The sequence below is a fragment of the Marinomonas sp. G8-14 genome (assembly GCF_055808935.1).
In genome coordinates, this window is record NZ_CM147891.1 from 4,407,139 (window position 1) to 4,421,241 (window position 14,103).

Consider the following 14,103-nt stretch of genomic DNA (forward strand, 5'->3'; position numbering starts at 1 on the left):
CCGCACGACCCTCTAAAAGATGAGCTCCCATTGCTAAAAAAACGCTATTATGATGTTTATTTTCGACTTAATTGGGTAGGGAAAATGACCATTTTAAACCATGATTTTTTGGCCTTAACATTGGCAAATCCCAACGGTATGGCACCCTTTCAATTTACTTTTTCCAGTGGTACTGGCGTTGTGGAAGAGACGGGGATTTTACGACTTGAACCAAATCGAAAAAGTCGCGTCAGTGTAGTTTTATCCGCTGGTATTCACGGTAACGAAACGGGCCCAATGGAGTTAATTAATCAGCTGGTGAGGGATATTTTAGCCGGTAAGTTGACCTTAGGCGTGCGTTTATTGGTGATCATAGGTCATCCGGTTGCCGCGAATGCTGCGACGCGCTTTTGTGACGTTAATTTGAACCGGTTGTTCAGTGGTGCTTGGCGGAATTATGCTGGGATTGAGGTGCAAAGAGCCGAACGGCTTGAGATGGCGGTGAATGATTTTTATGCTTTATCATCGACCGACAGCGAACATATTCGGCTGCACTATGACTTGCACACGGCTATTCGTGGCTCGATGCATGAAAAGTTTGTAGTTTATCCATTTGTCGAGAACGCGCATTATAGTAAACAGCAATTGGCTTTTTTTGCGGCCAGTCAGATTGAAGCGGTGCTTTTATCACATCAACCGACAACGACGTTTTCTTATTACAGTTATTCTGTGCATGGTGCGCATGCTTTTACAGTTGAGTTAGGCAAGGTCTATCCATTTGGGCAGAATGATTTGTCGTGTTTTACTGCATTGGAAAAAAATCTACGCCAACTGTTGGAAAAAGGCTGTTTGGCTGAGTCATCCTTGTCTTCTTTGTGTATTTTTAATGTATTGGACGCACTTGTTAAAGACGATGACAGTTACGAGTTAAATATTGATCAGAATACTAAAAACTTTACCCAATTTACTGAGGGTTACCCTCTAGCGCAATCGAAAAAAAGCGTGTATCGGGTAAAGCGAACCGGTGATGCCATTGTATTTCCGAATACCAATCTGCCGGTTGGTCAGAGAGCGGGGTTGGTTGTGCGAGCGATATCGGTAGACGCGTTGTCGTTAATCTAATCAGTCGTTATTTTCGCTTAGACGCTAAAGAGATTTGAGGTAACCCCTTGAATCTCTTTTTTTATGTCGTATTGTTACGTTATAACGTTTATATGGTGTTGAAAATGAATAAAGTATTTCTTGCGCTAGGTGTTTCTGTTTTATCGCCTTTGGCTTTAGCCAAACCTGTCATTGCTACCAGTATTAAGCCTGTTTCTATGGTTGTTGCTGCGATTGCGGGTGATAAAGCGGATATTCAACAAATTGTATCGAGTACTGCTTCGCCTCATGATTTTGCGATGCGCCCTTCAGACCTGAAAAAGATCACCGATGCCGATACTGTGGTGTGGGTAGGGGAATCCCTAGAGCGGTTTTTAGAAAAGCCGCTTGAGAATGCAGGCAAAGAAGCCTCTTCGATTGAATGGCTTGCCTTGGAAGGGATGAAGCTGCATAACTTTGCGGAAGAGCACCATGACGATCATGAAAAGCATGATGATCATGAAAAGCATGATGATCATGAAAAGCATGACGATCACGAACACCATGATGAGCACGAAGGGCATGAAGGGCATGAAGGGCATGACCATTCTGGTATTGATCCACATGTTTGGCTATCACCAGATAACGCTTTAGTGCTGGCAAAAGCTGTGACGGCCCGTTTGGTTTCTTTGGATTCTGCCAATGCCGACTATTACAAAGGCAACTTAGTATCGTTTGAAAAAGGCCTGGGTGCGAAAGACGCCGAAATTCGTAACGCACTGAATAAAGTGAATAAAGTGCCTTATATCGTCTTTCATGATGGCTACAGCTATTTTGAACAGCATTATGGGCTGCAAAATGTCGGTGAAATTACCGTCAGTCCAGAGCGCAAACCAGGGGCGAAAAAAGTGGCGGAAATTCGTCATGAAATTGAAGAAAACAAGGTTCAATGTGTTTTCAGCGAGCCGCAGTTTAGCCCAGCTATTGTCAAAACCTTGTTAGAAGGTTCTAATGTAAAAACCGCTCCTCTTGATCCTCTAGGTAGTCAGATAAAAATGGGTACGAACGCGTATTTTTCTTTCTTAGACAGTTTGAGTGGGCAATTTCTTAACTGCTTAGGGTAATGATCTCCGCTTTTGGGTCGCTTGTCAGAGAGGAAAAACCGCTCTTTGATAGGCGACTTGCTCTCTCCTCTGTATAATAATGGCACTTTCTGATTATTACGCTGAGTTGAGAGGCTGTATGAGCGACCCATCTATTAAGAGTATTGACTCCGATGTGCTTATTGAGAGTGCTCGACGCACTCTATCTACCCAAGCACAAGCTCTGGCTAACTTGGTGAATCAAGTCACCGAAGAGTTTGCTAAAGCGGTTCGAATGATTCTAACCAGTAAAGGCCGCACGATTATTTGCGGTATGGGCAAATCCGGATTGATTGGTAAAAAAATCGCCGCCACGCTCGCTTCGACCGGTACACCCAGTTTCTTTCTTCATCCTGGTGAAGCCTTCCACGGGGATTTGGGGATGATTCAACCTGAAGATGTTTTAGTATTGATCAGTTTTTCAGGTGAAACAGAAGAGCTTATGCGTTTGCTGCCTTCATTAAAAAGCTTCGGTAATCCCAGTATTGCCATGGTCGGAAATATAGACTCTACTTTGGCGAAACACTGTGATTGCGTATTAGACCTTTCTATCGATAAAGAAACTTGCCCGAACAATCTTGCCCCCACTACGTCGACCACAATGACAACCGCCATGGGGGATGCATTGGCCGTTGCTTTGATGGAGTGCCGCAATTTTCAGCCACAAGACTTTGCTCGATTTCATCCTGGTGGCAGCCTAGGTCGTAAGCTGCTGACTCGTGTCAAAGATCTTATGCACAAAGATAATCTTCCTATTTGCGCACCAAACACCACCTTAAAAGACGCTATTTCCGTCATGACTCACGGTAGAATGGGCGTCGTTTTAATTCAGGATGAGGGGAAATTGTTGGGAATCTTCACCGATGGTGACTTGCGTCGCGCTATGTTAAAAGAAAGCGAGGGCATGATACACAAAACCATGGCAAGCTTGATGACGCCTAATCCTAAAACCATCAATGAGAATGTGATGATAGTGCAAGCGGAAGAGCAAATGCTGCGCGATAAAATCACCTTGCTCGTGGTCGTGGACGATGCGAAAAACTTATCTGGAATTTTAGAGATTTACGATCGATAAGCCATAAGGTGCCTTTGCAAGATTATAGTGCTTGCGGCATCAAATACAGTATCTACCTTATTTATATCGCACGCTGAAGCGTAAGTGTGCGTTAACTTAGATTAATAATGGAGTTCTCATGACACAGCTATCTCAGGCATCAAAAATCATTAAAATTGGTAGCAAAATTGAAGTGGCTAACCATCTTCCTTTTGTGTTGTTCAGTGGCGTTAACGTATTGGAATCTCGCGATTTGGCCATGCGCGTTGCAGAAGAACATGTAAAAGTGACGGAAGCGCTGGGCATTCCTTATGTGTTTAAAGGCTCCTTTGATAAGGCGAACCGCTCGTCTATTAACTCTTTCCGTGGCCCAGGTATGGAAGAGGGGTTAAAAATTCTGCAAGAGATCAAAGAGACATTTGGTGTGCCTGTGATTACCGATGTACACGAGGCTTACCAATGTGCACCTGTGGCGGAAGTGGCAGACGTGATTCAATTGCCGGCGTTCTTATCGCGCCAAACGGATTTAGTTATTGCGATGGCGAAAACGGGCGCGGTTATTAACATTAAAAAAGCCCAGTTCTTAGCCCCTCATGAGATGAAGCATATCCTGACAAAATGCCAAGAAGCTGGAAATGATCAACTTATGTTGTGTGAGCGTGGCACCATGATGGGGTATAACAACCTAGTCGTCGACATGCTGGGTTTTGGCGAAATGAAAAAGTTTGGTTTCCCTGTCATGTTTGACGTGACACACTCTTTGCAGCGTCCGGGCGGTCGTGAAGATTCAGCGGATGGTCGCCGTGCGCAAGTGACAGAATTGGCTCGTGCAGGCATGTCGCTTGGCTTATCGAGTTTGTTCCTAGAAACACACCCAGACCCAAACAATGCAAAATGCGATGGGCCGTGTGCGTTGCCTTTGGGCAAATTAGCGCCGTTCCTAAAGCAAATGAAGCAGCTTGATGAGTTGGTGAAAACCTTTGAAGAATTGGATACGAGTGCTTAATAAATGGATATGGCTTTTCTGACTTCTTATCCAGTATTGAACAACGATCTAACTTTGCTGCCAACATTACAAGCTTTGAAGTTGGTTGTGTTTGATGTGGATGGCGTTTTAACCGATGGTCGTCTGTTATATACCGAGCATGGGGAAACCCTAAAGCGCTTCAATGTCAAAGATGGTGTGGCGATGAAGCTATTGCCACAGTGGGGCGTTCAGGTAGCCGTGATTACCGCGAAAGACTCCGCCCCATTGAGACAAAGGATGAAAGAGGCTCAAGGTCGCGCATTTTTACCCTGGTTGTCACAATAAAGCCGCCGCATTTAATGAGTTGATAGCGCAGTTGGGCATTACCTCAGCGGAAGCCGCTTACGTGGGCGATGATGTGATTGATCTTCAGGTCATGCCAAATGTTGGTGTGGCCTTATGTCCAGCAGATGCACATATTTTAGTGCAGCGTTATTGTCACCTAGTGCTGAATAAGAGCGCTGGCGAAGGTGTCGCACGGGAAGTGGCTGACATGGTGTTGGCATCTCGTATGCCTTTAGAGCAAGCTTATGAATTGGCGCAAAAACCGGAGTTTGAAAAATAATGACCATGCAATCTTTACCTGATTTTCACATTGTTATTCCTGCTCGTTACGCTTCTCAGCGTTTTCCGCAAAAATTGATGGCAGACTTAGGTAGCAAACCCGTGTTGCAATGGGTTTATGAACTGGCGCTAAAAGCGGGGGCACAATCGGTCACTGTGGCGACAGATCACGAGGTTATCGAACAAGCGGCATTAGCGTTTGGGGCGTCTGTTGTGATGACCCGTGATGACCATGAAAATGGTACCGAACGTTTGGCTGAAGTGGCGGCTAAAAAAGGCTGGAAAGGGGATGAGATCGTCGTCAACGTACAAGGCGATGAGCCTTTTTTGCCTGTTAACTTGATTCACTCCAGTGTGATTGCGCTAAACCAAGACAAAGAAGCCGAGATGGCGACGGTTGCTTGTGTGATTGATCAGGTTGAAGATTTCTTTAACCCTAATGTGGTGAAAGTGGTTTGTGATGAGAAACAGCGTGCGCTGTATTTCAGTCGTGCCCCCATGCCTTGGGACAGGGATGGTTTTGCTAGCAATACTGAAAAAACGGGCTTTTTGCCTGTTGATTTCCCCGCTCTTCGCCACATAGGTTTGTACGTTTATCGAGCTAGTTTGCTGGCTAAATACACCGATCTGCCTATGTCACCATTAGAGCGTTGGGAAAAGCTTGAGCAGCTACGTTTTTTGCATCAAGGTATCAAGGTGCAAGTGGCGCTCGCGGATGGGTTGCCGACCCATGGTGTTGATACACCTGAAGACCTGGAGAAGCTTCGTTATCAGTTGTCTTTGGATGTGAATTAGTTCGACAGTTTGAAAAAGTATCCCCCAAGAAAGTGGCAAGATGTATTCATATCTGCCACTTTTTTTGTTCTTAATTTGTACAAATTCCAGTCTATTTTTATATCTAATAGGTTCAATATGTGGCTTTTTATTCAATAATCTGCTTTTTGAAGGGTTATTTATATCTTTTTGTTTTATTTTGTTGCGGGAATGGCGATTAAATTGTCTTAATATTGTATGAAATGTGTAAAAAAAGTCTTACAATTATCTTTGTTGAGATAGACTATCTTACCGTTGTTTATACTTGTTTTATGAAGGATTCCGTAATGAAAAAAATGGCGATTGTTTCTATGAGTTTGTTGAGTACCGCTGTAATGTCGGCGATGCCTGTTAACCACCCTGTAGGCTCTAGTTTTACTTTAAGCAGTGCACCGAATATTAGAGCTTTATCGACTGCGCTTGGAAATCCCGCAGCGCCTTTTTTGATGGTCAATCAAGATGATAATGATAGTTTCCGATTTGGTATTTTAGGCCCATTGAGTATTGGTGTTGAGATGGGCGATGTAAGTGATTTGGATGATCGCGCAGAAGAGCTCGAAGATCTAATTGATGCTACCTATGCCAATGCGACGGAAGCGAATAATGCCCTTAACAAAGCAAATGGCATACTAAATGAAATAGGTGATACGGCTTACATAAAGGTCTCTGCAAGCATGCAAGTTCCTTTTATGCCATTGATTTATAAAACTAAAAACAATGGAGCTTTCATGCTAGACGCCAGTCTTTCTGGTGTGGCGCGTGCTAATGTGATTACCGACGATATTACGGTAAATGGTTCGGATGAGTTAGTAACGGACACTTCTTTCCAAGCCAAAACTGCAACAGATCTACAAATTGGCCTAGGCTACAGTCAATCTATGTGGCAAAACGATCATGGTATGTTGATAGGTGGCGCAAAAGCCAGCCTACATGATATTTCTATGGGTCGTGCGCTTGTGTCTTTAAGCGATGAAAGTGATAACGCTGACGATGCCATTTCCGACGCCATTTCTGATGATGCCGTTAGTAGTACGGGGGTAAGTCTCGATTTGGGGGCTGTTTGGGTGTCTAATTATTACCAAGTGGGCGTGACGGTTGCTAACATCAATGAGCCTGAATTTGATGGGGCGCCAATTAACCAAAGCTGTGCGACGGAAAGTTGTGCTGCAGCTGGACGTTTAATTAATAAAGGTAAATTAACCGCCAGCGAAGATTACGTCATGGAAATGCAAACCACAATTGATGCCGCAGTATCCACTAAAGGCAAGCAAGTGACTTTGGGTGTTTCCTACGATACCAATGAAGTAAAAGATGCCGTAGGAGATGAATACCAATGGGCGGCTGCTTCTTTGTCTTACTACGGTGATTCGCATTTCCTACCTGGTATTCGTGTGGGCTACCGTCAGAATATGGTTGGTACCGAACTTAGCTACGCTTCTCTCGGCTTAACATTCTTGAAACGTCTCAATATTGATCTTGCTGTTGCACTCGATACGGTGAAAGACGAAGACGGTGATGATTTGCCACGCGGTGGTTATTTCTCAATTGGCTACGATACTGCCTTCTAAAATGTAAAGATTTCATAAGAAAAGCCGATGACTTTAGATGTCCTCGGCTTTTTTTATCTCAGTGGTAGGCGTTTTCGCATGCAGGGCTGTGTGGTATGGATTATTGTGAGCAAAGCATGAAAAAGTATTTTGTAGTTATTGGCCTAAGTATATGCAGTACTTATTCTGTGGCGTCGATGAATGTATATCAGCCCATAGGCTCTAGTATAGTCTTGGGAAATTATGGCAATCGCCATGCATTATCGACTGCATCAGGGAACCCTGCCTCTTCTTATTTGATGGCAAATCTACAAGGGTTTCGAGTCAATTTTTTAGGTCCATTAGCAATTGGTATTGAGGGCGGTGGTGTAAATGATATCAATGATAAGGTGGATGAACTTGAAGCCATCTTTGATGAAGATTTTACCTCCAGTATTGATGTTGAGGCGATTAAAACAGAGGCTCAATCGGCGTCAGATCCGGATGCTTTTGTGGTGGCTAAAATTGACGAAGTGTTAGCGGATATTAATAGTTCCCTTGATTCGGCTGATAAAGTGATTTCCGATATCAGCCAAACTACGTACGCAAAATTTTCGACTACTGTGCAAGGACCTTTTTTACCTATTATTTATAAAACCAGACGTCGTGGAGTTTTTACGCTTGATGCGAGTGCTTCGTTAGTTGGGCGAGCGGATGTCTTGGCGGATAATTTAACACTTACGGGTGTTGACGAATTGGAAGCAGTTACCAGTGCTTCTGAGCTTGATACTGTTAATGTTGATGACGCAGATGTCGAGTCTGATACCTCTGTGTATATGAAGAGGGCGTCTGATTATCATTTTAGTGTGGGTTACAGCGAAATGGTGTCTCGTTCAGAAACCAGTGCTCTGATAGTGGGTGGGCGGCTGAATTTTCACCGACTTGCTTTAGATCAAAAGCTGACTGTTCTGACGGAAGATGAAGATTCCAGTGTGTCTTACAGCGACTTTTTCTTAAGTCGTGACTCCGTATCGTCTGGTGTTTCTTTGGATTTGGGGCTTATTTTAGCGGCACGTAATTTTCAACTTGGCGCGTCGATAGCTAACGTCAATGAGCCTGAGTTTGATTATAAAGGTTTAGTAAGTGACTGTACGGGATTAATCGGAGCCGATAAGACGAGTTGTGAAGCCGCTCTAAGGTTTGCCGGCAAAGGTGTTTTCTCGCTAAACGAAACCTATAAAATGGAAGCGCAAATGACAGTTGATGCTGCGATCAAAAGTAAAGACCAGCATTTCTCTCTTGCAGGCTCTTATGATGTGAATGCCATAGCGGATCCGTTAGGTGATGAATATCAATGGGCGACAGTATCCTTGTCTTATTTTAGTGATAACTGGATATTGCCGGGTATGCGTATTGGTTATCGAAAAAACTTGGTTGGTAGCGAGTTAAATTATTACACGGCTGGCCTTACGTTTTATCGACGTTTAGATGTTGATGTTGCATATGCACCTGAAAACGATGATGGTAATAGTGGGGCTTATGTGTCCGTTGGTTATAGCTTTGTCTATTAACTTGTTATGTTGGACCAAAATAACTAAGCTGAAAAATTTCGATTGAAAGAGCTTACAGTAAAGCTTTTTCAATCAGATACGATGCTACACCTTGATGAACTGTGTCGGGGTAATAATGGCTTGCAATGGCACATCCCAACCTTCAACGGGGAGGTTTTTTACTTCTTGGCAGTCATGCGCTAAACCTATTAATAACGGTTTTTCATCGGTTTTTTTGTTGGCAAAGGTTCTGTCGTAAAAACCGCCGCCCATACCTAGACGGCCTCCGTTGGAGTCAAATCCCACTAAGGGTAAAAACACAATATCCAGATCAGCACCTGCAATGTGTTCCGTTGTTGTCGGTTCTTGGATACCGTAAACATTGCTTTGCCATTTTGTTTCTGGAACGTAACGTGCAAAGACTAATTGCTTGTCTTGGATGACAGGCAGATAAATGGCGATATCTTGCTGCCAAAAATATTCACATAATAAATGCGGAGAAATTTCACCATCATTGGACAGATATAAGGCCACCTTGTTGGGGGATTGCGCTTGCTGGTCTAAGAAATGTTTGGTTGTGCGCATAACCAACGCTTGTGCCGCGTTACGTTGCTCATCAACCGATAAGCTTCTTCTGGTTTGGCGTAATTGACGACGCAGGGTTTGTCTAGGATCGAGATGAGAGGTCATAAAAGAGTTTCCCAAGTTGCCGTTTCGGCTATTGGCCTTGAACCCAGTGGTTCAAGGTGGAAAGAACTGTGACTCTTTAGGCTTTCCGACGCACGGACATGCACACCAAACCAGCAGGCTCTTTCCAGGGTATTACTCATAGGCTCAAGGGCGTTAAGCCGCTTCGAACAACCCAGGAAACGAACTTCAGTATAGAGTAACTCAAAGGAGAAATCACCCAATAGCCTGGTTCGTTTTCTGTATTGTATGAAGAAAATTCGTGTTCTAGGCTTGCAATCGAAAAAGTAGGTCAAGGAATAAACCACAGGTGATTATTCATTAACCAATTTTGTTTCGTGGGCTAATGCCGCATCAAGCTGCGACGTCAGTTCTCGCAACTGTTGCTCGTTAGAACGGGCGTATTTTCGACTTGAAAGCATATCGTGAGTAATATTCAATGCAGCCAGTACGGCTATTTTTTCAAGGCCAACAATTTTTCCGCTGGCTTTGATTTCACGCATTTGATTGTTTAAATATTCAGCGGCTTCTTTCAAATCCGGTTCGTGCCCTTTAGGGCAATTTATCTTATAACTTTGTCCCAGTATGGCGACAGTGACTGTTGGTTTATCCATATTGACTCCATTTGATAGCAAGGCCCACAAAAAATGGTCTGTTTTTCCATCATTGGGTAGCGAATGGCATTTTATGCTGCGAGTAAATTCGTTACAATTCCGAATCATCTTTATTCACACTGTTTATAGCAAATTGACGCCAATATGGAAATAAACCCGATAGTTTCTAAGATAAAAGACCTTTCAGCACGTGCTTTAACCCTTCGGGGGTATCTTTGACTACGAGTCAAAGAAAGAGCGCTTAGAGGAAGTGAACCGTGAACTGGAAGATTCTGCAATTTGGAACGATCCAGAATACGCACAAAAACTTGGTAAAGAGCGTGCTGCGCTCGAAGCCGTTGTTGAAACCCTAGACAGTATGGAGTCTGGTTTAAACGACTCTAAAGAGCTGCTAGAAATTGCCGTCGAAGAAAACGACGAAGATTCAGTAGAAGCGGTGCAACTTGAACTGGAAGAGCTGGAAGCTTTGCTAGCCAAGTTGGAGTTTCGTCGTATGTTCTCGAAAGAAATGGACGAGAACAGTGCCTTCTTGGATATTCAGTCCGGATCCGGTGGAACTGAGGCTCAAGATTGGGCCAACATCCTGTTACGTATGTACTTACGTTGGGGCGAAGATAAAGGCTTTAACGTTGAGCTAATGGAAGTCTCGGCTGGTGATGTGGCGGGAATAAAATCAGCGACCATTCGTTTTGAAGGGGAATACGCTTTTGGCTGGTTACGAACCGAAACAGGCGTGCACCGTTTGGTTCGTAAGTCTCCTTTTGATTCTGGTAACCGTCGCCATACGTCGTTTGCGTCTGTGTTTGTTTCTCCTGAAGTGGACGACAACGTAGACATCGAGATCAATCCGGCGGACATCCGTACTGATACCTATCGTTCATCTGGAGCGGGTGGTCAGCACGTAAACACGACAGATTCTGCGGTACGTATTACTCACGTTCCGACGGGGATCGTCGTACAGTGTCAGAATCAGCGTTCGCAACATGCAAACCGCGATTTTGCCATGAAACAACTTCGTGCCAAATTGTACGAGTTTGAAATGATGAAACGCAATGAAGCAGCACAAGCCTTAGAGGACAGTAAGTCTGATATTGGTTGGGGCAGTCAGATTCGTTCATACGTATTAGACGCATCACGTATTAAGGATTTGCGTACGGGTGTGGAGACCTCCAATACGGGGGCGGTACTAGATGGCAATCTAGACCAGTTTATTGTTGCAAGCTTGAAGCAAGGCCTGTAACGAGCAGAATGTATTTTTAAACCTTTTTGAATTTTATAAAGAGCAATAGCAAACCATGGCTAACGAAAACAGCACAGAATCCACCCTGCAATCTGATGACAATCGCCTAGTAGCCGAGCGTCGTGGCAAATTGGCCGCTATTCGTGCAGAACGAAATGCGTTTCCCAATACCTTTCGTCGTAACGCATACGCTGCAGACCTTCAAGCGGAATTTGGCGAACTAGAAAAAGCCGAGCTAGAAGAAAAAGATCATAAAGTCAGCATTGCGGGCCGTATTATTCGTAACCGTGGTGCGTTTATGTTGCTACAAGACATGACTGGCCAAATTCAAGCTTACGTCAATCGTAAAGCCTTGAGTCCAGAGCTATTGGCTGATCAAAAAACATGGGATTTAGGCGATATCATTGGTATCTCTGGCCCTGTGCATAAATCTGGCAAAGGTGACTTGTACATTGATATGCAAGAAGCGCAATTGCTTACCAAATCTCTACGTCCACTGCCAGATAAGCATCATGGTTTAGCGGATATGGAAATGCGTTACCGCCAGCGTTATGTTGATTTGATTGTCAATGAAGAGTCTCGCGAGACGTTTCAAATGCGTTCAAAAATCATCTCTACGATTCGTCGTTTCCTAGAAGATCGTCGTTTCATGGAAGTGGAAACGCCTATGTTACAAACCATTCCAGGTGGTGCCTCAGCACGCCCGTTCGTGACGCATCATAATGCTATGGACATGAGTATGTACTTGCGTATCGCGCCAGAACTTTATTTGAAGCGTTTGGTTGTGGGTGGCTTTGAACGTGTATTCGAGATTAACCGTAACTTCCGTAACGAAGGTACCTCGACTCGTCACAATCCAGAATTCACCATGATCGAATTCTACCAAGCGTATGCAGACTACAAAGATCTAATGGATCTAACGGAAGACATGCTGCGCACGGTTGCAGAAAAAGTACTGGGTACAACAAAAGTGACCTACCAAGGCTCTGAATACGACTTTGGTGCGCCCTTTGTTCGTATGAGCATGTTAGATTCGATTTTGCACTACAATCCAGAATTGACAGCGGCTGACCTAGAAACATTAGAAAGCGCGACAGCTGTGGCGAAGAAACTAAAAATCGACGTAAAACCGATTTGGGGTCTTGGTAAATTATGGACAGAAATCTTCGAAGAAACCGCCGAGCATAAACTGGATCAACCGACTTTCATTACGGAATACCCAGCGGAAGTGTCCCCACTTGCCCGTCGTAATGACGATAATGACTTTATCACTGATCGTTTTGAATTCTTTGTCGGTGGACGTGAAATCGCTAACGGTTTCTCGGAGCTTAATGATCCAGAAGACCAAGCCGAGCGTTTCATGCGTCAGGTTGCAGAAAAGGACGCAGGCGATGATGAAGCCATGCATTATGATGCAGACTATATCAATGCGCTAGAATACGGTTTACCACCTACCGCGGGAGAAGGTATTGGTATCGACCGTTTGGTGATGCTGTTCACCAATGCACCTTCAATTCGTGACGTATTATTGTTCCCACATATGCGCCCTCAGGACTAATCCTAGGCCGGATAGTCACTGACAAAAATCCTAATGTATTTATAAGGCCTCAATTGAGGCCTTATTTTGTTTTTATACTCTATTTTTGATGACGTACAACGGAGCATCCCATGAGTCGTTTTTGGACAGATAAAATCGCTTCTCTTGACCCTTATGTGCCAGGCGAACAACCGCAAGATAAAAAGTATATTAAGTTAAATACCAATGAAAGCCCGTATTCGCCATCGCCTAAAGCCTTAGAAGCAATGGCGGCGGAAGTAAGTGAGCGTTTGCGTCTTTATCCAGATCCCAATGGTGTGACACTAAAAAACGCTCTGGCAAAAAGTTACCAGTTAGAAGCGAACCAAGTGTTTGTTGGCAACGGTTCGGACGAAGTCTTAGCCTTGGCTTTTATGGGCTACTTTGCTGGTGGCAAGCCTTTGGCATTTGCTGATATTACCTACAGTTTTTATAAAGTGTACGCAGGCTTATACAGCATCGAACCAAAACTGATTCCGCTGAATGACCATTTTGATATCGTACCAACAGATTACGAAAACCTAGATGTCTCAGGTGTGGTGGTAACCAATCCAAACGCGCCAACCGGTAAAGCCTTGCCTTTGTCTGATATTGAGACAATCTTAAAAGCGAATCCTGACGTGGTGGTGTTAGTGGACGAAGCCTACGTGGACTTTGGTGCGCAAAGTGCGGTGTCTTTGATTAATCAATATCCGAATCTATTAGTAGTGCAAACCTTGTCTAAATCTCGTGCCTTGGCCGGGATTCGTGTGGGTTACGCATTGGGGCACCCAGATTTGATTGAAGGGTTGGAACGCTTGAAAAACTCTTTCAACTCCTACCCAATTGATCGCATTGCTTTGGCTGGCGCTACGGCAGCGGTGCAAGATGAAATGTATTTAAAAGAGATTTGCGATAAAACCATCGCTACTCGTGAGCAGTCTGTTAAAGAACTGGAAGCGCTTGGGTTCAGCATTGTTCCTTCTGCGACTAATTTTATTTTTGCCACTCATCCTGACAAAGACGCTGAGCAAATCTACCTTGCCTTAAAAGAACAAGGCATTCTGGTTCGTTACTTTGGTAAAAAACCACGTATTGGCAATTATCTTCGCATCACCATCGGCACAGACGAAGAAATGAGCGCGTTAACAGCAGCGTTGAAAACCTTGTAAGAATTGTCTCACCACAACATTCCCCTTTTATAAAGGGGGATGTCTCGTCTTTTATTTTTAGGCGTTACTCGGATATTACGTGAGCAATACTGTCTTTGGA

General features: G+C 44.1%; 14 protein-coding genes and 1 other RNA gene. 12 read left to right on the plus strand and 3 right to left on the minus strand.

From position 1 onward, the window contains the following. Window positions 1-84 precede the first annotated feature (84 nt). The 9 genes from astE (at window position 85) to traF (AC0L6V_RS22575) (ending at window position 8,756) form a co-directional block, all read left to right on the plus strand. Entirely contained in the window at window positions 85-1,101 is a 1,017-nt protein-coding gene (astE, locus tag AC0L6V_RS22535; protein WP_409419118.1) for a succinylglutamate desuccinylase, read from the plus strand. Window positions 1,102-1,205: 104 nt separating this feature from the next. Next, window positions 1,206-2,183: a zinc ABC transporter substrate-binding protein ZnuA gene (gene znuA, locus AC0L6V_RS22540; protein WP_265220580.1), complete on the plus strand. Its 978-nt coding sequence runs from the start codon at window positions 1,206-1,208 to the stop codon at window positions 2,181-2,183. 118 nt (window positions 2,184-2,301) lie between these two features. Then, window positions 2,302-3,276, plus strand: coding sequence for a KpsF/GutQ family sugar-phosphate isomerase (locus tag AC0L6V_RS22545; RefSeq protein WP_265220581.1), 975 nt, complete (start codon window positions 2,302-2,304; stop codon window positions 3,274-3,276). A 118-nt stretch (window positions 3,277-3,394) separates the two neighbouring features. Continuing rightward, a complete protein-coding gene (gene kdsA / locus AC0L6V_RS22550; RefSeq protein WP_265220582.1) occupies window positions 3,395-4,261 on the plus strand; it encodes a 3-deoxy-8-phosphooctulonate synthase in 867 nt (288 codons plus the stop codon). 3 nt (window positions 4,262-4,264) lie between these two features. Further along, window positions 4,265-4,567, plus strand: a complete 303-nt coding sequence (locus tag AC0L6V_RS22555; protein WP_418138629.1) for a hypothetical protein — start codon at window positions 4,265-4,267, stop codon at window positions 4,565-4,567. A gap of 31 nt (window positions 4,568-4,598) precedes the next feature. Continuing rightward, on the plus strand, window positions 4,599-4,847 hold the full coding sequence (locus AC0L6V_RS22560; RefSeq protein ID WP_265220584.1) for a hypothetical protein: 249 nt from the start codon (window positions 4,599-4,601) through the stop codon (window positions 4,845-4,847). Next, window positions 4,847-5,641, plus strand: coding sequence for a 3-deoxy-manno-octulosonate cytidylyltransferase (gene kdsB, locus AC0L6V_RS22565; protein WP_265220585.1), 795 nt, complete (start codon window positions 4,847-4,849; stop codon window positions 5,639-5,641). The genes AC0L6V_RS22560 and kdsB overlap by 1 nt, the downstream gene beginning before the upstream one ends. A gap of 305 nt (window positions 5,642-5,946) precedes the next feature. After that, window positions 5,947-7,227 carry a conjugal transfer protein TraF gene (gene traF / locus AC0L6V_RS22570; protein ID WP_409419120.1) on the plus strand — a complete coding sequence of 427 codons (1,281 nt, stop codon included), beginning with the start codon at window positions 5,947-5,949 and terminating at the stop codon, window positions 7,225-7,227. A 116-nt stretch (window positions 7,228-7,343) separates the two neighbouring features. Next, entirely contained in the window at window positions 7,344-8,756 is a 1,413-nt protein-coding gene (gene traF, locus AC0L6V_RS22575; protein WP_265220588.1) for a conjugal transfer protein TraF, read from the plus strand. An 84-nt stretch (window positions 8,757-8,840) separates the two neighbouring features. On the opposite strand, the gene AC0L6V_RS22580 is transcribed toward traF (AC0L6V_RS22575), so the two are convergent. From AC0L6V_RS22580 to AC0L6V_RS22590, 3 genes are all read right to left on the minus strand, one after another. Further along, complete coding sequence (locus AC0L6V_RS22580) at window positions 8,841-9,425, minus strand: 5-formyltetrahydrofolate cyclo-ligase (protein ID WP_265220589.1); 585 nt, start codon at window positions 9,423-9,425, stop codon at window positions 8,841-8,843. A gap of 4 nt (window positions 9,426-9,429) precedes the next feature. Next, a non-coding RNA gene (gene ssrS, locus AC0L6V_RS22585) (6S RNA) lies at window positions 9,430-9,607 on the minus strand. Between the two features lie 129 nt (window positions 9,608-9,736). After that, entirely contained in the window at window positions 9,737-10,036 is a 300-nt protein-coding gene (locus AC0L6V_RS22590; RefSeq protein ID WP_111607919.1) for a cell division protein ZapA, read from the minus strand. 144 nt (window positions 10,037-10,180) lie between these two features. On the opposite strand from AC0L6V_RS22590, the gene prfB reads away from it, so the two are divergent. The 3 genes from prfB to hisC all read left to right on the plus strand — a co-directional run bounded on the left by prfB (window position 10,181) and on the right by hisC (window position 14,003). Further along, window positions 10,181-11,276 (plus strand): peptide chain release factor 2 gene (prfB, locus tag AC0L6V_RS22595; protein WP_265220590.1). Its coding sequence is split into 2 segments (ribosomal slippage): window positions 10,181-10,252 and window positions 10,254-11,276, totalling 1,095 coding nucleotides; the frame shifts between segments, so codons are not numbered across the junction. A gap of 55 nt (window positions 11,277-11,331) precedes the next feature. Beyond that, the gene (gene lysS, locus AC0L6V_RS22600; RefSeq protein ID WP_265220591.1) at window positions 11,332-12,834 is read left to right on the plus strand and encodes a lysine--tRNA ligase; all 1,503 of its coding nucleotides are present in this window, start codon (window positions 11,332-11,334) and stop codon (window positions 12,832-12,834) included. A gap of 110 nt (window positions 12,835-12,944) precedes the next feature. Beyond that, the gene (hisC, locus tag AC0L6V_RS22605) at window positions 12,945-14,003 is read left to right on the plus strand and encodes a histidinol-phosphate transaminase (RefSeq protein ID WP_265220592.1); all 1,059 of its coding nucleotides are present in this window, start codon (window positions 12,945-12,947) and stop codon (window positions 14,001-14,003) included. Window positions 14,004-14,103 lie beyond the last annotated feature (100 nt).